Source organism: Citrobacter sp. LJND-P06, assembly GCF_058188415.1.
Map to the genome: position 1 here is coordinate 1,330,018 of NZ_CP187317.1, position 19,021 is coordinate 1,349,038.

The 19,021-nt window shown below is 51.1% G+C and carries 16 protein-coding genes and 6 tRNA genes; 9 read left to right on the top strand and 13 right to left on the bottom strand.

The annotated features are described in order from the left end of the window. Nucleotides 1–45 precede the first annotated feature (45 nt). The 4 genes from ACO7SM_RS06385 to ACO7SM_RS06400 form a co-directional block, all read right to left on the bottom strand. Nucleotides 46–121 (bottom strand) — tRNA-Lys (locus ACO7SM_RS06385). 4 nt (nt 122–125) lie between these two features. Next, nucleotides 126–201 (bottom strand) — tRNA-Val (locus tag ACO7SM_RS06390). Nucleotides 202–246: 45 nt separating this feature from the next. Beyond that, nucleotides 247–322, bottom strand: a tRNA-Val gene (locus ACO7SM_RS06395). Between the two features lie 44 nt (nt 323–366). Then, a tRNA-Val gene (locus ACO7SM_RS06400) sits at nt 367–442 on the bottom strand. Between the two features lie 258 nt (nt 443–700). Between ACO7SM_RS06400 and gltX the strand changes: the two genes are divergently transcribed. Next, complete coding sequence (gene gltX / locus ACO7SM_RS06405) at nt 701–2,116, top strand: glutamate--tRNA ligase (RefSeq protein WP_490470141.1); 1,416 nt, start codon at nt 701–703, stop codon at nt 2,114–2,116. Between the two features lie 56 nt (nt 2,117–2,172). Here gltX and ACO7SM_RS06410 read toward each other — a convergent pair whose 3' ends face one another. Continuing rightward, nucleotides 2,173–2,565 carry a MerR family transcriptional regulator gene (locus tag ACO7SM_RS06410; RefSeq protein ID WP_490470142.1) on the bottom strand — a complete coding sequence of 131 codons (393 nt, stop codon included), beginning with the start codon at nt 2,563–2,565 and terminating at the stop codon, nt 2,173–2,175. Between the two features lies 1 nt (nt 2,566). Further along, on the bottom strand, nt 2,567–2,929 hold the full coding sequence (locus tag ACO7SM_RS06415; protein ID WP_490470143.1) for a YfeC-like transcriptional regulator: 363 nt from the start codon (nt 2,927–2,929) through the stop codon (nt 2,567–2,569). A gap of 220 nt (nt 2,930–3,149) precedes the next feature. On the opposite strand from ACO7SM_RS06415, the gene ACO7SM_RS06420 reads away from it, so the two are divergent. From ACO7SM_RS06420 to ACO7SM_RS06430, 3 genes are all read left to right on the top strand, one after another. Then, nucleotides 3,150–3,225: transfer RNA gene (locus ACO7SM_RS06420), tRNA-Ala, on the top strand. Nucleotides 3,226–3,263: 38 nt separating this feature from the next. Beyond that, nucleotides 3,264–3,339, top strand: a tRNA-Ala gene (locus tag ACO7SM_RS06425). Nucleotides 3,340–3,545: 206 nt separating this feature from the next. Continuing rightward, nucleotides 3,546–5,744: a sensor domain-containing phosphodiesterase gene (locus tag ACO7SM_RS06430; RefSeq protein WP_490470144.1), complete on the top strand. Its 2,199-nt coding sequence runs from the start codon at nt 3,546–3,548 to the stop codon at nt 5,742–5,744. Nucleotides 5,745–5,791: 47 nt separating this feature from the next. On the opposite strand, the gene nupC is transcribed toward ACO7SM_RS06430, so the two are convergent. Next, nucleotides 5,792–6,979: a nucleoside permease NupC gene (nupC, locus tag ACO7SM_RS06435; protein ID WP_192612969.1), complete on the bottom strand. Its 1,188-nt coding sequence runs from the start codon at nt 6,977–6,979 to the stop codon at nt 5,792–5,794. 306 nt (nt 6,980–7,285) lie between these two features. On the opposite strand from nupC, the gene ACO7SM_RS06440 reads away from it, so the two are divergent. Continuing rightward, nucleotides 7,286–7,342 carry a hypothetical protein gene (locus tag ACO7SM_RS06440; RefSeq protein WP_490470879.1) on the top strand — a complete coding sequence of 19 codons (57 nt, stop codon included), beginning with the start codon at nt 7,286–7,288 and terminating at the stop codon, nt 7,340–7,342. After that, a complete protein-coding gene (locus tag ACO7SM_RS06445; RefSeq protein WP_490470145.1) occupies nt 7,323–8,561 on the top strand; it encodes an Nramp family divalent metal transporter in 1,239 nt (412 codons plus the stop codon). The genes ACO7SM_RS06440 and ACO7SM_RS06445 overlap by 20 nt, the downstream gene beginning before the upstream one ends. Nucleotides 8,562–8,643: 82 nt before the next feature. Here the strand turns inward: ACO7SM_RS06445 and ypeC are convergent, their stop codons facing one another. Together ypeC and mgrA are read right to left on the bottom strand one after the other, a co-directional pair. Next, entirely contained in the window at nt 8,644–8,982 is a 339-nt protein-coding gene (ypeC, locus tag ACO7SM_RS06450) for a DUF2502 domain-containing protein YpeC (protein WP_490470146.1), read from the bottom strand. Nucleotides 8,983–9,096: 114 nt separating this feature from the next. Beyond that, complete coding sequence (gene mgrA, locus ACO7SM_RS06455; RefSeq protein ID WP_490470147.1) at nt 9,097–10,107, bottom strand: L-glyceraldehyde 3-phosphate reductase; 1,011 nt, start codon at nt 10,105–10,107, stop codon at nt 9,097–9,099. A gap of 185 nt (nt 10,108–10,292) precedes the next feature. Here mgrA and ACO7SM_RS06460 point away from each other — a divergent pair, with 185 nt between their 5' ends. Beyond that, a complete protein-coding gene (locus ACO7SM_RS06460) occupies nt 10,293–11,948 on the top strand; it encodes an alpha-keto acid decarboxylase family protein (RefSeq protein ID WP_490470148.1) in 1,656 nt (551 codons plus the stop codon). On the opposite strand, the gene ACO7SM_RS06465 is transcribed toward ACO7SM_RS06460, so the two are convergent. After that, nucleotides 11,949–13,184, bottom strand: coding sequence for an ion channel protein (locus tag ACO7SM_RS06465; RefSeq protein WP_490470149.1), 1,236 nt, complete (start codon nt 13,182–13,184; stop codon nt 11,949–11,951). Nucleotides 13,185–13,387: 203 nt separating this feature from the next. Here ACO7SM_RS06465 and glk point away from each other — a divergent pair, with 203 nt between their 5' ends. After that, nucleotides 13,388–14,353, top strand: a complete 966-nt coding sequence (gene glk, locus ACO7SM_RS06470; RefSeq protein WP_490470150.1) for a glucokinase — start codon at nt 13,388–13,390, stop codon at nt 14,351–14,353. 76 nt (nt 14,354–14,429) lie between these two features. On the opposite strand, the gene ypdB is transcribed toward glk, so the two are convergent. After that, complete coding sequence (ypdB, locus tag ACO7SM_RS06475) at nt 14,430–15,170, bottom strand: two-component system response regulator YpdB (RefSeq protein ID WP_490470151.1); 741 nt, start codon at nt 15,168–15,170, stop codon at nt 14,430–14,432. A gap of 14 nt (nt 15,171–15,184) precedes the next feature. After that, complete coding sequence (gene ypdA / locus ACO7SM_RS06480; protein WP_490470152.1) at nt 15,185–16,882, bottom strand: two-component system sensor histidine kinase YpdA; 1,698 nt, start codon at nt 16,880–16,882, stop codon at nt 15,185–15,187. Between the two features lie 390 nt (nt 16,883–17,272). On the opposite strand from ypdA, the gene alaC reads away from it, so the two are divergent. Next, on the top strand, nt 17,273–18,511 hold the full coding sequence (alaC, locus tag ACO7SM_RS06485) for an alanine transaminase (protein ID WP_490470153.1): 1,239 nt from the start codon (nt 17,273–17,275) through the stop codon (nt 18,509–18,511). 52 nt (nt 18,512–18,563) lie between these two features. Here alaC and ypdK read toward each other — a convergent pair whose 3' ends face one another. Beyond that, the gene (ypdK, locus tag ACO7SM_RS06490) at nt 18,564–18,635 is read right to left on the bottom strand and encodes a membrane protein YpdK (protein WP_010723117.1); all 72 of its coding nucleotides are present in this window, start codon (nt 18,633–18,635) and stop codon (nt 18,564–18,566) included. Nucleotides 18,636–19,021: the final 386 nt, after the last annotated feature.

A 19,021-nucleotide genomic window follows, 5' to 3' on the forward strand; every position in this document is an offset into this window, starting at 1 on the left:
ATATCGCAGATAGCAAAAAGGCGCCTTTAGGGCGCCTTTTTACATTGGTGGGGCGTGCAGGATTCGAACCTGCGACCAATTGATTAAAAGTCAACTGCTCTACCAACTGAGCTAACGCCCCGAAGTGGTGGGTGATGACGGGATCGAACCGCCGACCCCCTCCTTGTAAGGGAGGTGCTCTCCCAGCTGAGCTAATCACCCACTTCGGTACTTCACATTTTGCAAGAAATCCAGCTGGCGAGAAAGTGGTGGGTGATGACGGGATCGAACCGCCGACCCCCTCCTTGTAAGGGAGGTGCTCTCCCAGCTGAGCTAATCACCCACTTCTCAATTTCTTGCTACACGGCGGAGACTACATAAAGTAGTTGGTGGGTGATGACGGGATCGAACCGCCGACCCCCTCCTTGTAAGGGAGGTGCTCTCCCAGCTGAGCTAATCACCCCCGCTGTGTGGAGTCGCATTATAGGGAGAGTTGAAAATGAGTCAACGCATTTTCTAAAGAAATTGTTCGTTCGTCGTAAAATTAGACAAAACGATCGCAAAATGGCCCGCGTCGCATGATTTATAAACAAAAATGGCAAAGCGTGATGTTCCAACCGGATCAACATTGAGGAATCAGGCCACAGTGATAGAATACCAGCCTACTGATCTTTCCAGGATTTGCCGGTTGTCGGCATCTTTATAAACGTAAGGCCATTTCATGAAAACTAAAACTCGCTTCGCGCCAAGCCCGACAGGATATCTGCACGTCGGCGGTGCGCGTACTGCTCTTTATTCCTGGCTTTTTGCACGTAATCACGGCGGTGAGTTTGTGCTGCGTATTGAAGACACCGATCTCGAACGTTCCACGCCGGAAGCTATTGAAGCCATTATGGATGGCATGAACTGGCTGAGCCTGGAATGGGACGAGGGTCCGTACTACCAGACGAAACGCTTTGATCGCTATAACGCGGTAATTGATGAAATGCTCGAAGCAGGGACCGCATATAAATGCTACTGCTCAAAAGAGCGTCTGGAAGCGTTGCGTGAAGAGCAAATGGCGAATGGCGAGAAGCCACGTTACGACGGCCGCTGCCGTCATGGTCATGAACATCATGCGGAAGATGAACCGTGCGTGGTGCGTTTTGCCAACCCGCAGGACGGTTCCGTTATTTTTGACGATCAGATCCGTGGCCCGATCGAATTCAGCAACCAGGAGCTGGACGATCTCATTATTCGCCGCACTGATGGCTCTCCGACCTACAACTTTTGTGTGGTTGTCGATGACTGGGATATGGAGATCACCCACGTTATCCGCGGTGAAGACCATATCAACAACACCCCGCGTCAGATCAACATCCTGAAAGCGCTGAATGCGCCAGTGCCGGTTTATGCACATGTCTCCATGATCAACGGTGATGACGGTAAAAAGCTCTCCAAACGTCATGGCGCCGTAAGCGTGATGCAATACCGTGATGACGGTTATCTGCCGGAAGCGTTACTGAACTATCTGGTACGTCTGGGTTGGTCCAGCGGTGACCAGGAGATCTTCACCCGTGAAGAGATGATCAAACTGTTTTCTCTGGGTGCGGTGAGCAAGTCCGCCAGTGCGTTCAATACTGAAAAACTGCAATGGCTGAACCATCACTACATTAATACTCTGGCACCGGAATATGTGGCGACTCACCTGCAATGGCACATTGAGCAGGAAAACATCGACACCCGCGTTGGCCCACAACTGGCTGAACTGGTGAAATTGCTGGGTGAACGTTGTAAGACCCTTAAAGAGATGGCGCAAAGCTGCCGTTACTTCTACGAAGATTTCGCTGAGTTTGATGCTGATGCAGCGAAAAAACATTTGCGCCCGGTTGCGCGTCAGCCGCTGGAAGTGGTGCGTGACAAACTGGCCGCGATTGATACCTGGACTGCAGAAAATGTTCACCATGCGATTCAGGCGACTGCCGATGAGCTGGAAGTCGGTATGGGTAAAGTTGGGATGCCGCTGCGCGTTGCCGTCACTGGCGCAGGTCAGTCCCCAGGTCTGGACGTTACCGTTCATGCTATCGGGAAATCCCGTAGCATCGAACGTATTAACAAAGCGCTGGCGTTTATTGCTGACCGTGAAAATCAGCAGTAAGACTGGCGGGTAAATAAAAAACGGCAGGAGCGTATCCTGCCGTTTTTTTTGGAATGTTACTTAGATTCATCAATATTCAGGCGAGCGAGAAAGCCGCGAATACCTTCACGTGACAGTAACTGTGCAAGTTTTTCTTGTTCTGTCGGGGACATGTTGCCCAACGCATCAACAATCTGTCGATGTGCATGACTATGAGCAACATGCTCGTAGCCCGCGAGGGGTTCTTCCATTTGATAAAACGCTGGGGTTTTACGAAAGGCAGGAATATTGAGGATAAACTCCCGTACACCGGCATCAATATGAATGAGTCTTGCCCGACCACCCTTAACGCCGGGGAATTTTTCTGTTTTCCAGTTTTGTTCTCTGATCCAACGGTTAACAGTTTGTTTGGCCACGTTCAGACACTCAGCCAGCTCTTCCGTGGTCATTTTGCTGCGTAATCTTTTCATATTATTTGCTATCGCGAATCCCTAAGCGTTGTAACAAACCGGTAATTCCTTCCCGCAGGAGCAATGACGTAAAGTTCTTCTGTTCTGAAGTCGTCATCTCCTTGGCGAGAGTGATGAGTAGAGCCTCAAGTGAGGTGTCGCCAGACAACGGAAAAGGTTCCGCCATATTTTCAGTTGAGCGTTCGGCACTACGGATATATTCACGTACTTGTTCATTGACATGAACCAGACGAGCCTTTCCTCCCTGAACTCCGGGTTTTGGTGATGTCGCCCAACCTTCCTTGCGTACCCATTTATTGATGGTCTGTCGGCTGTAACCGGTCAGATTCGCGAGTTCTTCTGGCGTCATCCGTTCCTTGAACATAAGATTCCCTGAATAGATGTGGGGTTAATTAGTGGTTCATTTTATAGCACCATTTTAGTAGAAACCGTGACGGGATTAACTACTGAATGCGAGTTGTTACGCAATGATCTTCATTTGCGTGCTTTTTCAGCGATTGAGTTCTGAAGGGTAATTTTGCCGTTGACACGTGCGAAGGGAATTCATATGATGCCGCCCGTCAACTCGACAAGCTTTACGTAATGGGGCTATAGCTCAGCTGGGAGAGCGCTTGCATGGCATGCAAGAGGTCAGCGGTTCGATCCCGCTTAGCTCCACCAAATTCTATCCCAAGGAATTTGGTACGTAATGGCATCGTGGGGCTATAGCTCAGCTGGGAGAGCGCTTGCATGGCATGCAAGAGGTCAGCGGTTCGATCCCGCTTAGCTCCACCAAAATTCAAACCCTCGCTGAAAAGCGGGGGTTTTTGCTATCTGCGTTTTTCCTTTCTTTTTCATACTGTTTCACCCTCTATTGTGCCTTTCCGTACTATGCAATAGTCCGTAGAGACTGATGTTGGGTGGGTATCAGGTTGCTTCGTGCCGCGAATAAACTTATCATTTATGCGTCTTCTTTATCGTTTTATGAGAGCATTGATTTAATGCCAGTGAATAGTAACGTCTTAAAAAACATAAGAAAATTTTCTCTGGCTTTAGCGCTTACCGTTATTGCGATACAATTTTCCCGCTTGATTTCCCCGTTAGCCGTTGTTGATTCCAGCGCTATTTACTTAGCCTGGCTGCCGCTGTGCGTTATTTATTCCGTACTGTTTCTGTTTGGCAGACACGGTATTGCGCCCGTCATTCTCGGTATGATGGTGACCAATCAGTGGAACTTCCACCTGCCGTTTGCACAGGCCGCGGTTCTGTTGTTTTGCCAGCTCGTTTTTGTATTAGGGATGTGCGCGCTGGTACGCTGGCAAATCGGCTCCCGGTGGCGTTATCGACTCCCTGATAAAAATATCTGGGCGAGGGTGTTCTGGCTGGGGTTTATTGCTCCTGTTGGGATCAAAGTGATGATGCACCTGGCAGGGCGATACCTGGACTACCCGGTAGAGATTTCAACCTTTTTTGGTACTGCGACGGCGATTTACACGGTTGTCGACGTTTTAAGTTTGATTTCTGCTGCGCTGATTTTCACGTTGTTCTTCTACTATCCCATGCGAATGGTGGTGAATCCGCGCTATGCACGCGTATTTTGGCGCCGGGAAGTCGTCTCTCGCATTCGCAAAATGAATCGATTCTATATCATGGGTTGGCTCATGGTGATGTCGGCTCTGCTGTTGGTAATGTGTACGCCGTATCATGCTGACTATGTTGCAGGTTACCTTGTCCCGGTGTTTTTCATTGTTTTTACGCTGGGCATCGGTCGGTTCAGTTATCCATTTTTGAATCTCAGTTGGGCGGTCTCAGCGCTTGCATTACTGACGTACAACAAGAATTTCCTACAGGGCGTCGTATCCGCCTATTCGCTGGCTTTTATTCTCTCGGTACTGATTTCATTCAGTATTTGCATGCTTTACATGGCGCGGATGTACCTGCGTGGTGAATGGCTTAATCGGCGCTGGCAATTGCAAGCACTGACGGATCCGCTCACCCAATTACCCAACCTTCGGGCGCTGGAGAAATTTCTGGGTAATGAGTCCGGGCAGTGTGTGTGTTGCCTGCGCATGGAGAACCTGGAGTTTCTGAGCCGTCATTACGGCATGTTGATGCGCGTTCATTGCAAGAAATCGATATTTCGCGCCTTACAGCCGCTGTTGATGGAAAAAGAGAGCATATTTCAACTACCGGGTAGCGAACTGCTGCTGGTGCTGACAGGGCCGGAGACAGAAGCCAGACTGCAGCATATGGTCAACCTTCTCAACAGCCGAAAAATTCACTGGAATAATACCGGGCTGGATATGGAGTATGGCGCGTCCTGGGGGACGTTCGATGGCCGACAAGAAACATTACAACCGATGCTCGGGCAACTGAGCTGGCTGGCGGAACAATCCTGCACACACCAGCAGGTTCTGGCGCTGACGAACAGTCTTGAGGCCGCGTCCGGGCAGACAACCGAGCGGGTATTGCTGCTGCAAAAAATACGAAACGCCCTGGAAAGCGACGATTTGGTTTTGTACGCACAACCGATTTATGACGCGCAAGGGAAGGGCTACCATGAGATTCTGGCGCGGCTGAGAAGTGATGACGGCCTGATGATGCCTGACCAGTTTATCCCTTTAATTACCCGGTTTAACCTCAGCGCGCGCTTCGACTTACAGGTGGTGGAGGCGGTGCTGAAATGGCTTTCTGTGCATCCTTCGCCGCAGAAGGGGGCGCGTTTTTCCGTTAATTTGATGCCGCTGACGTTGATGCAAAAAGAGATCTCGCGGCACATTATTCAACTGTTCAAACGTTATCAGATAGCACCGGAAAGTGTGATTATTGAGATTACGGAAGAACAGGCTTTTTCGAACTCAGAGCACAGCGTGCAGAACATTGAGCATCTGCGTAAATTCGGTTTCAGGATAGCCATCGATGATTTTGGCACCGGCTACGCCAATTATGAACGTCTGAAGCGGCTGAAAGCCGACATTATCAAAATCGACGGCGTCTTCGTGAAAGACATTGTGACTGATTCTCTGGATGCCATGATCGTCAAATCCATCACCGATATGGCGAAAGCAAAGTCTCTGAGCGTGGTGGCTGAATTTGTCGAAACTCCGGAACAGCAGGCGCTTTTATTCAGCCTTGGCGTGAACCATCTGCAGGGTTATCTGATTGGGCGACCTCGTCCGTTGACAGAATTGCAGGCATAAAAAAGCCGGGGAGTTTTTCTCCCCGGCTTTCAAGATGATCCGTTAGATTACAGAACCAGTGCCGCGATAGACGCAGACAGTACGCTGACCAGCGTAGAGCCATATACCAGTTTCAGACCAAAACGGGAAACCACGTTGCCTTGCTCTTCATTCAGGCCTTTGATTGCACCTGCGATAATACCGATAGAAGAGAAGTTAGCGAAGGAAACGAGGAAGACAGACAGAATACCTTCAGCGCGCGGAGAGAGCGTAGAGGCGATTTTCTGCAGATCCATCATCGCAACAAACTCGTTAGAAACCAGTTTGGTCGCCATAATACTGCCCACCTGCAGCGCTTCGTTCGCCGGAACACCCATTACCCAGGCAATCGGATAGAAGATGTAACCCAGAATGCCCTGGAAGGAGATGCCCAGTACGGCAGCAAACAGTGCGTTCAGTGCGGCAATCAGAGCGATAAAACCAATCAGCATAGCGGCAACGATAATCGCTACTTTAAAACCAGCCAGAATGTATTCACCCAGCATTTCGAAGAAGCTTTGGCCTTCGTGCAGGTTGGACATCTGAATATCTTCTTCGCTGGCTTCGACGCGGTACGGGTTGATCAGGGACAGCACGATAAAGGTGCTGAACATGTTCAGAACCAGTGCCGCAACCACATATTTCGGATCCAGCATGGTCATGTAAGCGCCGACGATAGACATGGAAACCGTGGACATCGCCGTGGCGGCCATGGTGTACATGCGGTTGCGCGACATTTTGCCAAGAATGTCTTTATAGGCAATAAAGTTCTCGGACTGACCCAGAATCAGGGAGCTTACGGCGTTAAAGGATTCCAGTTTGCCCATACCGTTGACTTTGGACAGCAGGAAACCGATAGCACGGATAATGATCGGCAGGACGCGAATATGCTGGAGAATACCGATCAGCGCAGAAATAAAGACGATAGGGCAAAGGACTTTCAGGAAGAAGAACGCCAGACCTTTATCGTTCATGTTGCCGAAGACGAAGTTTGTCCCTTCATTGGCGAACCCGAGCAGTTTTTCAAACATCTCGGAGAAGCCTTTTACAAAGCCCAGACCGACGTTCGAGTTCAGGAAGAACCACGCCAGTAAGACTTCAATGACGAGTAACTGAATAACGTAGCGAATACGAATTTTTTTACGGTCATGGCTTACCAGCAGCGCGAGCACTGCAACGACGGCGAGGGCCAGGACAAAATGAAGGACGCGGTCCATATTTGCTCCAAATATGAGGCAGGTTTAATTTCCGTGCACATTCTATGTAACAACACCAAAGAAAACGAGATCAAACACACACTATAATAAGGACCTGTGACGAGATTCAAAATTAGTGATCTGCAATACACTTCCGTTATGCTGAGTATGGAAGTGAAAAGTTATGTCATTGTGCTAATCTAATAACAATTATTAAACAATATACAACCCTATCCCAATACCTCAACGATCCATCGTTCAACGCTATCAGAGAAATCAACTTTACCCGCTTTAATGCACTTGATAAGCATTCTCAACAAACATAATATGAAACATAGCAAAGGCTATGTTTCTGGGGCAAAAGATGACAGACGATCGCGTTGAGAGTAGCAGTGGACGGGCAGCGCGCAAGTTGAGGCTCGCATTAATGGGACCTGCATTCATTGCGGCTATCGGATATATCGACCCCGGTAACTTTGCGACCAATATTCAGGCCGGGGCCAGCTTTGGCTATCAATTACTGTGGGTGGTCATCTGGGCCAACCTGATGGCGATGTTGATCCAGGTGCTGTCGGCCAAACTGGGTATCGCGACCAGTAAAAATCTCGCTGAACAGATTCGTGACCACTACCCGCGTCCAGTGGTCTGGTTCTACTGGGTTCAGGCTGAAATTATCGCCATGGCGACCGATCTGGCGGAGTTTATCGGTGCGGCCATCGGCTTTAAACTCATTCTGGGCATCTCGTTATTACAGGGGGCGGTACTGACCGGTATTGCCACGTTTTTGATTTTGATGCTGCAACGCCGTGGGCAGAAACCGCTCGAGAAAGTCATTGGCGGATTACTGCTCTTTGTGGCAGCGGCCTACATTGTGGAGTTGATTTTCTCCCAGCCAAATCTGGCGCAACTGAGCAAAGGGGTGATTATCCCAAGTTTGCCTAACTCTGAAGCGGTCTTTCTGGCGGCCGGGGTTCTGGGGGCGACGATCATGCCGCACGTTATTTATCTCCACTCTTCGTTAACTCAGCACCTACACGGCGGTTCGCGCCAGCAGCGCTATTCGGCAACCAAATGGGATGTGGCGATCGCGATGACCATCGCGGGGTTTGTGAACCTGGCGATGATGGCGACAGCCGCTGCGGCATTTCACTTTAGCGGCCACACCGGTGTTGCCGATCTTGATCAAGCCTATTTAACGCTGGAGCCGCTGCTCAGCCACGCCGCTGCCACCGTTTTTGGCTTGAGCCTTGTAGCTGCGGGGCTCTCCTCCACCGTGGTGGGAACTCTGGCAGGGCAGGTCGTGATGCAAGGGTTTATTCGTTTTCATATTCCGCTTTGGGTACGCCGAACGGTCACGATGCTGCCGTCGTTTATTGTGATTCTGATGGGGCTTGACCCGACGCGTATTCTGGTGATGAGCCAGGTATTACTCAGTTTTGGTATTGCGCTGGCGCTGGTGCCTTTACTGATGTTCACCAGCGACCGTTCCCTGATGGGCGATTTGGTCAACGCTTCGTGGGTAAAATATCTGGGATGGTTGATTGTCATACTGGTTGTCGCGCTGAACATCTGGCTGCTGGTCGGTACGGCTCTGGGAATGTAATAATACCCGCCGTGAGCGTCGCAACGAGAAAACGTTCAGGCATAAACAGAGCGTAATAAAAAAGAGCCCGAAGGCTCTTTTTTTAATGGTGATGTTTTTTACCGTGCCCGTGACCGTGGCCATGACCCCGATGATCATCGCGATCGTTCCAGCCTTCACGGTATCCGCGTTCGTAAGCTTTGCGCTTATCCCAACCACGGTGATAACCATTATCATGTCGCCACCAGCGATTCTGGCGCCATTCATAATTATGGTGCCAATAATCGCGGTCACGCCAGTTTCCGCCGTCCCAGTAGTTACCGTAATTGTCGCGATCGCCAATTTGTAATTTTATTGATGGCAACAGGGTGATTTCGCCAGCGTTAACGGCAAGCGGTGCAAAAGCCAGTAAGGCTGCCGCCAGAATCAGTGACCTGAACATACTTTCTCTCCTTCACGATCGAAGCCGTAACCGGCCTGTTAACGCAATATTACGGGGCAGTAAAGCCCCGTTTCATCGCCTTAACTCTTAAATCTTGTAGAAGAGCACTTTTTGTTAAGCTTGTATTGGTTTTGTACTATTCAGGATGGCGTCAATCTCTGCACACTCCCCGGCGGAGAAGTGGCGGTTTGCCAGCATTCCAATGGCATCCTCAATTTGCGCACATTTACTGGCGCCAATCAGTACGGAAGTCACGTTATCATTGCGTAGCACCCAGGCTAATGCCATTTGCGAAAGTTTCTGTCCTCGTCGCGCGGCCAGCGCATTCAACTGGCGGACTTTATCCAGTTTTTCTGCGGTGATCTGCTCAGGATTCAGGAAACGGCTTGCGCTGGCCGCACGGGAATCAGCAGGAATGCCATTGAGATAGCGGTCAGTTAACTGCCCGCCTGCCAGCGGGGAGAACGCGATACTCCCGACCCCTTTCTCCTGTAGCAACGCTAAAAGACCGTCTTCCACCCAACGTTCGAACATCGAATATTTGGGTTGGTGGATAAGACAAGGCGTTCCCAGATCGTCGAGGATCTCAATCGCTTGCCGGGCAAGATCTGCCGGATAATTTGAAAGTCCCACATACAGCGCTTTACCCTGACGCACGATATGATCCAGGGCCTTCATCGTCTCTGTGAGCGGTGTTTCGGGATCGGGACGATGGTGGTAAAAAATATCGACATACTCAAGACCCATGCGTTTCAGGCTTTGATCAAGGCTGGAGATCAAATATTTGCGTGAGCCCCAGTCACCGTAAGGGCCCTCCCACATGGTGTAACCCGCTTTGGTGGAAATAATGAGTTCGTCGCGCCAGGGCAAAAAATCCTCCTGGAGAATGCGCCCGAAGTTGCGCTCTGCGGAGCCGGGAGGCGGGCCGTAGTTGTTGGCGAGATCAAAATGGGTGATACCCAGGTCAAAGGCGCGTTGTAGAAGCGAGCGACTGTTTTCTAGCTGGGACGTGTCGCCAAAATTGTGCCATAGCCCCAGTGAAATCGCGGGAAGCTTTAACCCGCTTTGACCGCAACGGCGGTATTCCATTGTCTGATAACGATTTTCATCAGCCCAATAAGCCATTTTGTTACCCCTGTCAGTGACGTCATCGTTTAAGTGTATACGTTTACACTGAATCTTATTCAATGAGATTGCGCTGCGAAAACTGTAAATTTTGCTTTCCACCCCCAATCGCCGTGACGTTTCTGGACAGCTATCACAGTTCTTTAATACTCAACAGTGAGGTTACCGTCAGAAGGATTGCTGTCATGAAAACCCTCTATTCCATAGCGGATTATCTGCTGGACAGACTGGCAGGTTGCGGTATCAACCATCTTTTTGGTGTGCCGGGCGATTATAATTTGCAGTTTCTCGACCATGTTATTGAGCACTCCGAGGTATGTTGGGTTGGGTGTGCAAACGAACTGAACGCCGCCTATGCTGCCGATGGTTACGCCAGGGTCGCAGGGGCAGGGGCGTTACTGACAACATTTGGCGTCGGTGAATTAAGCGCCATCAACGGTATTGCGGGAAGCTATGCAGAGTTTGTTCCCGTCTTGCATATTGTGGGGGCGCCTTGCCAAAGCGCACAGCGAAAGAGGGAGCTGATGCACCACACCCTTGGCGATGGCGATTTTCAGCACTTTTACCGTATGAGCCAGTCGGTAACGGTGGCCAGCGCCATACTGGATGAACAAAACGCCTGCCATGAAATTGACCGTGTGCTGCGTGAAATGCTGACCGAACGTCGACCCGGTTACCTGATGCTTCCTGCGGATGTGGCCAGAGCGCCGGCTATCCCATTTGCAAACGCGCTCACGGTAACGACGTCTGATCAAGACAACAGCGTGGTGGCGGCGTTTCGCTACCATGCCCGCCAGCGCTTAATGAACAGCCCACGGGTCGCACTATTAGCCGATTTTCTGGCTTTGCGCTTTGGCCTGCAGCCGGTGCTTCAACGCTGGATGGCGGAGACGCCTATGGCGCATGCCACCCTCTTGATGGGGAAAGGGTTATTTGACGAACAGCATCCACATTTTGTCGGCACCTACAGCGCCAGCGCCAGCAGCGAGTATGTGCGTCAGGCGATAGAGGATGTCGATTTGACCCTTTGTGTCGGCACCCGATTCACTGACACGCTGACCGCCGGTTTTAGTCAGCAGCTCCCGCAGGAACGCACGATTGACGTCCAGCCTCATGCCTCGCGTGTGGGCAATACCTGGTTCAGCGGCATTTCTATGGAACAAGCCGTCACCACATTACGAGAATTATGCCTGGAGTTGTCTTTTTCTCCTCCTCCGGCTCGTCCTCCTGTTGCGCGTACGCCGGTTGAAAAGGGATCGCTGACGCAGGAAAATTTCTGGCATACGCTGCAGAAGTATCTGGTTTCCGGGGATATCGTGCTTGCCGATCAAGGCACCGCCGCGTTTGGTGCAGCCACGCTCTCGCTCCCCGCCGGAGTGGACGTGCTGGTACAGCCGCTTTGGGGATCGATTGGTTACTCGTTACCTGCGGCATTTGGCGCGCAAACAGCCGCGCCAGACCGGCGGGTGATCCTGATAACCGGAGATGGCGCGGCGCAACTGACCATCCAGGAGCTGGGTTCAATGATGCGAAATGGACAGACGCCGATCGTTTTAGTGCTTAACAATGACGGGTATACCGTGGAACGCGCCATTCACGGGGAGAATCAGCGTTACAACGACATTGCGAACTGGAACTGGACTCAGTTGCCGCATGCGTTGAATGCACAAGGCCAGGCCGAATGCTGGCGGGTGACGCAGGCCGTTCAACTGGACGAGGTGCTTGAACGTTTGAAAAATCCGCAGCGGCTTTCGCTGATCGAAGTCGTGTTGCCGAAAGCCGATTTACCGGATCTGCTAAGGACGCTCACCCGCACGCTGGAGGCGCATAATGGGGCTTAGTTATTCATCGTGACGATGGGCGATCATCATCGGTTTCCCTGCCAGCAGTAGCCACGCCGGGAGCATCACGATACACAACAATGGCAGCAGGGTGGCGTTAGGGACGACGACTGCTGCCATAAACAGGCTCAGCCACCCGTCACGCGTGACCACCAGTACCAATCCAAGAATTGCGCAGGATACGGTGATTGCCGCCGGAACCGCCTCCACATGGGCGTGTAGCATCAGACCTAACGCCACGCCCACAAACACCGCAGGGAATATCCGCCCACCGCGAAAACCGCTGGCGGCTGCAACAACCAGCGCCGCCAGTTTTATCACCGCGAGCATAAAAAAGTCAGAGGTGCCCAGAGTCTGGCTAAAGGCCAGTTGCTGCATCTCGTCCAGACCTTTAAACAAGGTCAGTGGGCCACCGATCACCCCCAGAATCCCCAGGATAAAACCGCCTGTGCCCAGCATCAGTACCGGGCTTTTCAGCCGATGTATCAGGCGGTGCAAACGCGGTAAACACCAGACTGCCACCATCCCTGTCGCTATCGCAATTGCCGCCACGATCGCACCGCTGAAGATATCCACTAGCTGCATCTGCGCGTAGTGGGCAATGGGTAAAGAAAAATGCGGGTGAAAAAACAGGCTGGTCGTGAGTGATCCCGCGGCGGCCGCCATCATGGGCGCAAACAGGCGATCCCATAAGGGGATATCGTTGGTGCCGTTCAGCGTTTGCGAAAATATCAGCGCGGCGGCAACCGGGGTGCCAAACAACGCGCCGATAGTGCCGGCAGATGCCAGAATGGTCCAGTCGAGGGCGCCAATTCGGGGGAACAGGCGAGCGCCAAGAGCTACGGCTAACGCGATATTCACGGCCATAATGGGATGTTCCGGGCCAAGGCTGACGCCGCCAGCCAGACCAAGGATCAGCGCCATCAGTAAACCAGGAAGTGCGCCAGGGTTTACCGGTGCGCTAATCAAAGGCTCTGTTGCGGGGTCGGGGCCAGCATGGCCAGGACTGAAGCGGATAACGAGCCCGACCATAATCCCGGTCAGCGTCAGAATACCGACAATCCATAGCGATGAGTCGTGAGCCACGCCGAGGCTGGCTGGCAGACGTTCCCACAGGATCTGCTGTAAAACGTTCGCGACTTTCATGACAGCGATTAATATCAGGCTGGATACGACCCCGATGACCAGCGCGGGAACTGATAATAACAGCATGGTTCTGGCTCGCGGATGGAGCATGATTCATTCCTTGTTACGGGTATAAGCCATAGTTTGCACAACCTGCTGGCTGTCATCGCTGCAAATGGTGCTGAAACGATAAAGTAATTTTGTGACCCAGATCGATATTTTCAGGGAGCCCGCTTTCCAGGCGTTGTTGTTATGTCCTCGTGAATCTACAGTGTGGCAAAGAATCATTTTGACTTTAGCGGAGCAGTAGAAGAATGACAAAGTATGCATTAGTAGGTGATGTCGGCGGCACCAACGCGCGTCTTGCTCTGTGCGACATCGCCAGCGGAGAAATTTCGCAGGCGAAAACCTATTCGGGGCTTGATTATCCAAGCCTGGAAGCCGTGGTACGTGTCTATCTGGACGAACATAGCGTCAGTGTGGAAGACGGATGTATCGCCATTGCCTGTCCTGTCACCGGCGATTGGGTGGCGATGACCAACCATACCTGGGCATTTTCTATTGCGGAAATGAAAAAGAATCTGGGGTTTAGCCACCTGGAAATCATCAATGATTTCACCGCCGTGTCGATGGCGATCCCGATGCTAAAAAAAGAGCATCTGATTCAGTTTGGTGGCGCGGAACCTGTTGAAGGTAAGCCCATCGCGGTGTATGGCGCGGGAACCGGCTTGGGCGTGGCGCATCTGGTGCATGTTGCTAAGCGTTGGGTCAGTCTGCCGGGCGAAGGAGGTCACGTTGACTTTGCACCGAACAGCGAAGAAGAGGGCATCATTCTGGAAGAACTGCGTGCCGAAATTGGTCACGTTTCGGCTGAACGCGTGCTGTCAGTGCCGGGGCTGGTGAACTTGTATCGTGCCATTGTGAAATCAGACGGGCGTCTGCCGGAGAATTTGCAACCGAAGGATATCACTGAGCGTGCGCTGGCAGATACCTGCATTGATTGTCGTCGTGCGCTGTCGTTGTTTTGCGTCATCATGGGACGCTTCGGCGGCAACCTGGCGTTAACGCTGGGAACCTTTGGCGGCGTCTATATTGCGGGCGGCATCGTGCCGCGCTTCCTGGAGTTCTTCAAAGCGTCGGGCTTTCGTGGCGGATTTGAAGATAAAGGCCGTTTTAAAGCCTATGTCCAGGACATTCCTGTCTATCTGATCGTCCATGACAACCCCGGTTTACTTGGCTCCGGCGCGCATCTGCGCCAGACGCTGGGGCATATTCTGTAACCAGAGTACCGGATGGTGTTTTCGACGCCATCCGGTAAACACGGCAAACCGAGCGGGATACTCACTTTTTCCTGTACTAAAAATGCATTAACTGCCTGAACTCTTTCACTTTACTTCGACTGACCGGAACTTCAAATTCCAGATCTTTGAGCCGCAGAATGTAGGTGTTATTAAACCACGGCTCGATTTCGCGAATTTTATTCAGATTCACGCAAAATGAGCGGTGGCAGCGGAAGAAATGCGACGCCGGAAGTTTGCTGCAAAATTCGGTGATATTCATTGGCATGACATACGATTCCCGCCGCGTATAAACAAAGGTCATCTTTTCATGGGCTTCAGCGTAATAAATGTCGTTGATCGGCGTGACGATAATCCGCTCATCTTTCACTAAATTGATGGTGTCATTCTCACGCGTTACGGGATTCGCGGGCGCTGTTCCGGGCGGCAGTTGCTGTTGTTGCCAGGCTGATTCCAGTTTTTGCAGCATCCCAACAATACGTGACTCCTGATAAGGTTTCAGAATGTAGTCAAATGCTTCCAGCTCGAACGCTTCCACCGCATGTTCCTTCCACGCGGTGATAAACACGATAAACGGTTTATGGGCGAACTGGCTGATGTTTTGCGCCAACAGAACGCCATCCAGCGACGGAATATTAATATCCAGGAAGATGGCATCGACGCGGTTATGCTGAAGAAACTTCAGAACATCCAGACCATCGTCAAATGTACCGACAATCTCCATCTGGCTGTGTTCTTTTATCAGCCAGCTTAACTCTTGCTGGGCAAGGAACTCATCTTCAACAATGATGACTTTCACAACGCATCTCCGAATTAAAGCAATAACGTTGCCGGCGCGGCGGCAGGGGAGTGCTGATTAGGCACATAGAACGCAATCTCTGTACCGGGCTCCAGGCGACGGATATGAAGCCCTTCACCATATAACAGCTTAACGCGGTGGTGGACATTGAGCAGACCAATTTTATTTCCCGGCATTTCATTAGATTCCACCCGTTCGATAACTTTAGGATCAATTCCGTGACCGGTATCTCTGACGGCAATGCGTACGCGATTACCGCATTCGGCGACGCTGATGGTCACCACGCCTTTGCCTTTGCAAGACTGAATGCCGTGGACAATAGCGTTCTCGACCAGCGGCTGAATGAGCAGACTGGGAATATAGCAGCTCACCTCTTCATCGATATCATAAATAACCGTCAACTTGTCGCCAAAGCGGGCCTGCTCAATGGCAATGTAATCTTTAATTTGATACAGCTCTTTCTTGATATCGATCTGCTCATCATCTTTCAATTCAATGTTATAGCGCAGGTAGCGCGATAAATTAAAAATGAGCTGACGTGCGGTGTCCGGGTTTAAGCGGACTGAGGATGAAATCGCGTTCAGCGCATTAAACAGGAAATGAGGATTTATTTTGCTCTGTAATGCCCGCAGCTCTGCCTTATTTGCCATTTCACGTAATTGTTCAGCGCGGGAGACTTCCAGTTGTGTCGAGATGATTTGCGACAGGCCAACCGCCATCTCCTGCAGTGAGGAGGTGATCTGGTGCGCGTGGCAGTAATAAATTTTAAGCGTACCGGTGACGATGCCTTTCTCCCACAACGGGATCACCAGCATGGAGTGTATCTCTGGCGTCCGATGCGCCTCATCATTGTTTTTGATAATGATTTCGCCGTGGTTTATCGCCTGCTGAGTGGTCGGGCTGACAAAATCATCGTTCTCACGATAATTGATTTCCCCGACACCAACATAGGCAAGCACATGCTGCGTATTGGTGATGGCGACCGCATCGGCGTGAATATCATGGCGAATGATTTCACAGACCTGGCGTAATGACTCGCTGTTAACATGCCGAAACAGCGGCAGTGTTTTATTAGCAATATCCAGCGCAAGCTTGGCTTGTCGCGCAGCACTGGCTTCCTTTTCCCCTTCAACGCTTTGTACCAACAGCACAATAAAGCCGATGCACACGCTGCCGAGAATCATGGGAATACCGATCTTCGAAACAATATCCAGACCCAGTTCGGTGGTTGGCGCCCACACTATCACCAGGATCATGGTCAGCGTTTCACATAACACGCCGCCTAAAATACCCGCCCGCCAGTGCTGCGCTTTGGGGATCTTGCGATTAATCCAGCCTGCGATGCAGCCTGCCAGAATGCTGGTGATAAAACACGGTATGGCGGTGACGCCTCCGATATCAATGAGATAGCGATGGATACCTGCGATCACTCCCGTAATGATACCTACCCACGGGCCAAACAGAATTCCGCCTGACATGACGGCGATAATGCGCACATTGACCAGCGAGCCTTCGACGGGAACGCCGGACCAGGTGCTGAACAGCGCAAACATGGAAAAGATGGCGGTGACGGCGAGCAACTCTTTTGGGGAGTGTGCTGACTTGTGCAACAGTTCGCGGAACAGACGGATACGAATGAGGAAAAAAAGACAGAACAGCATCAGCGCTGCCCGATCGAATACCGCCAGCAGCATGTTAAATATTTCGTGCACGGGTGACTCTTGCGAAAGGAGTAAACCCCTATGATAGGTAACCTGAGCTCACTTGACCAGTGTACCGGGAAGTCCTCTCTAATGAGGAAAAACCATAATATTAAAAGGGGATTGATATTCATCCGGTTAATTGACAGTAGATCACCCGGTGGTGATAAATTTTGATGTAATTATATTGATGTCAATATGTTAATTAAATGGCGGTTATTCACCGTTAAAGGTGTTTTTGAAATTCAGGTTTTGTTGTTCACTGTTCCTCTTTTTAAAGGCCAGCATTATTTTCATTTTTCCCTCGACATACGGTTTTTTTTCAGGCTATTTTCTAAGCGTGCCACTGATGTGGCAGCGTCGCTCGGACGGTCCGGGCGCTCACGTTAATCTGAGGATATTATGGCTGACTCTCGTCCTGAACGTCGCTTCACGCGTATTGATCGTCTCCCTCCCTATGTTTTCAACATTACGGCTGAACTGAAAATGGCTGCGCGTCGGCGCGGCGAAGATATTATCGACTTCAGCATGGGAAACCCGGATGGCGCCACGCCTCCTCATATTGTCGAAAAACTGTGCACCGTCGCCCAGCGCCCGGATACGCACGGTTATTCGACGTCTCGCGGCATCCCGCGTCTACGTCGGGCGATTTCCCACTGGTATCGGGAACGCTACGATGTGGAGATTGATCCGGAAACGGAAGCCATTGTGACCATTGGGTCGAAAGAGGGGCTGGCGCACCTGATGCTGGCGACGCTCGATCATGGCGACACGGTACTGGTGCCGAATCCAAGCTATCCCATCCATATTTATGGCGCCGTCATTGCCGGGGCACAGGTACGTTCTGTACCGTTGGTAGAAGGCATTGATTTCTTTACTGAGCTGGAGCGTGCCATTCGTGAAAGCTACCCGAAACCGAAGATGATGATCCTCGGATTCCCCTCTAACCCAACCGCGCAGTGCGTTGAACTCGAATTTTTCGAGAAAGTGGTCGCGCTGGCAAAACGCTATGATGTGCTGGTGGTTCACGACCTGGCCTATGCCGATATTGTTTATGACGGTTGGAAAGCGCCGTCGATTATGCAGGTGCCTGGGGCGCGTGATGTGGCCGTTGAATTTTTTACCCTGTCGAAAAGCTACAATATGGCAGGCTGGCGTATTGGCTTTATGGTTGGAAACGCTACGCTGGTCAGCGCGCTGGCGCGCATTAAGAGCTATCACGACTACGGGACGTTTACGCCGTTACAGGTCGCTGCGATTGCGGCGCTGGAGGGCGACCAGCAGTGCGTTCGCGATATTGCTGAGCAGTATAAGCGTCGCCGCGATGTGTTGGTGAAAGGGTTACATGAAGCGGGTTGGATGGTTGAGATGCCGAAAGCGTCTATGTATGTGTGGGCCAAAATTCCCGAGCAGTATGCTGCAATGGGCTCGCTGGAATTTGCCAGAAAGTTGCTGAAGGACGCCAAAGTCTGTGTTTCGCCGGGCATTGGATTTGGTGATTACGGGGATACTCATGTGCGTTTTGCGCTGATTGAAAACCGCGATCGTATTCGTCAGGCAGTCAGAGGCATCAAAGCCATGTTCCGTGCTGATGGCGTATTGCCAACAGGTGCGAAATCCACGCCGGAAAGCGCAGAGTAGAAAAGCAAAACAGGAGCCAATGGGCTCCTGTTTTTTCGCTGCATTTTTGTTTTTAGATCATCAGGGCAAAAGTACCGGCCCAAACGATGACCATAAATGAAATGCCCATAAAGAAATATTTCACGTTTCATCTCTCCGCGTACCTTCATGTACGCCTAAATGAACTTAAACTCACCTGATTATAGAGAGCTGGTGCCAGACTGAATGAAACTGAGAATGTTCCCCGTTTCGTCTGCGGCATCACCTCAGAATTCTGTGCTTCATTGCTCCAGACGGCGCTAATGTACGCCTAAAAATGAGGCGAGACAAGAGGCATTTTTTTATTTACTTTTAGTAACTTACAAGTGTCGGGATTCGGCGACAGTTTAATTTCTGACGGTAATAAATGGTTAATCAGCGACGTGATTTTTGATCGGATTACACCTGCTTTACCTTGCTGTTATTGTGGGTATTTTTACGCACAAGCCACACTAAAAGGCGTGATGTCAGGATGACGGGGGCGGAGCATGA

Excerpts from the sequence above, each read along its gene's own strand:
- gltX (WP_490470141.1), top strand. The coding sequence starts at position 701 with ATGAAAACTAAAACTCGCTTCGCGCCAAGCCCGACAGGATATCTGCAC.
- ACO7SM_RS06410 (WP_490470142.1), bottom strand. The coding sequence starts at position 2,565 with ATGAAAAGATTACGCAGCAAAATGACCACGGAAGAGCTGGCTGAGTGT.
- ACO7SM_RS06415 (WP_490470143.1), bottom strand. The coding sequence starts at position 2,929 with ATGTTCAAGGAACGGATGACGCCAGAAGAACTCGCGAATCTGACCGGT.
- ACO7SM_RS06430 (WP_490470144.1), top strand. The coding sequence starts at position 3,546 with ATGCCAGTGAATAGTAACGTCTTAAAAAACATAAGAAAATTTTCTCTG.
- nupC (WP_192612969.1), bottom strand. The coding sequence starts at position 6,979 with ATGGACCGCGTCCTTCATTTTGTCCTGGCCCTCGCCGTCGTTGCAGTG.
- ACO7SM_RS06445 (WP_490470145.1), top strand. The coding sequence starts at position 7,323 with ATGACAGACGATCGCGTTGAGAGTAGCAGTGGACGGGCAGCGCGCAAG.
- ypeC (WP_490470146.1), bottom strand. The coding sequence starts at position 8,982 with ATGTTCAGGTCACTGATTCTGGCGGCAGCCTTACTGGCTTTTGCACCG.
- mgrA (WP_490470147.1), bottom strand. The coding sequence starts at position 10,107 with ATGGCTTATTGGGCTGATGAAAATCGTTATCAGACAATGGAATACCGC.
- ACO7SM_RS06460 (WP_490470148.1), top strand. The coding sequence starts at position 10,293 with ATGAAAACCCTCTATTCCATAGCGGATTATCTGCTGGACAGACTGGCA.
- ACO7SM_RS06465 (WP_490470149.1), bottom strand. The coding sequence starts at position 13,184 with ATGCTCCATCCGCGAGCCAGAACCATGCTGTTATTATCAGTTCCCGCG.
- glk (WP_490470150.1), top strand. The coding sequence starts at position 13,388 with ATGACAAAGTATGCATTAGTAGGTGATGTCGGCGGCACCAACGCGCGT.
- alaC (WP_490470153.1), top strand. The coding sequence starts at position 17,273 with ATGGCTGACTCTCGTCCTGAACGTCGCTTCACGCGTATTGATCGTCTC.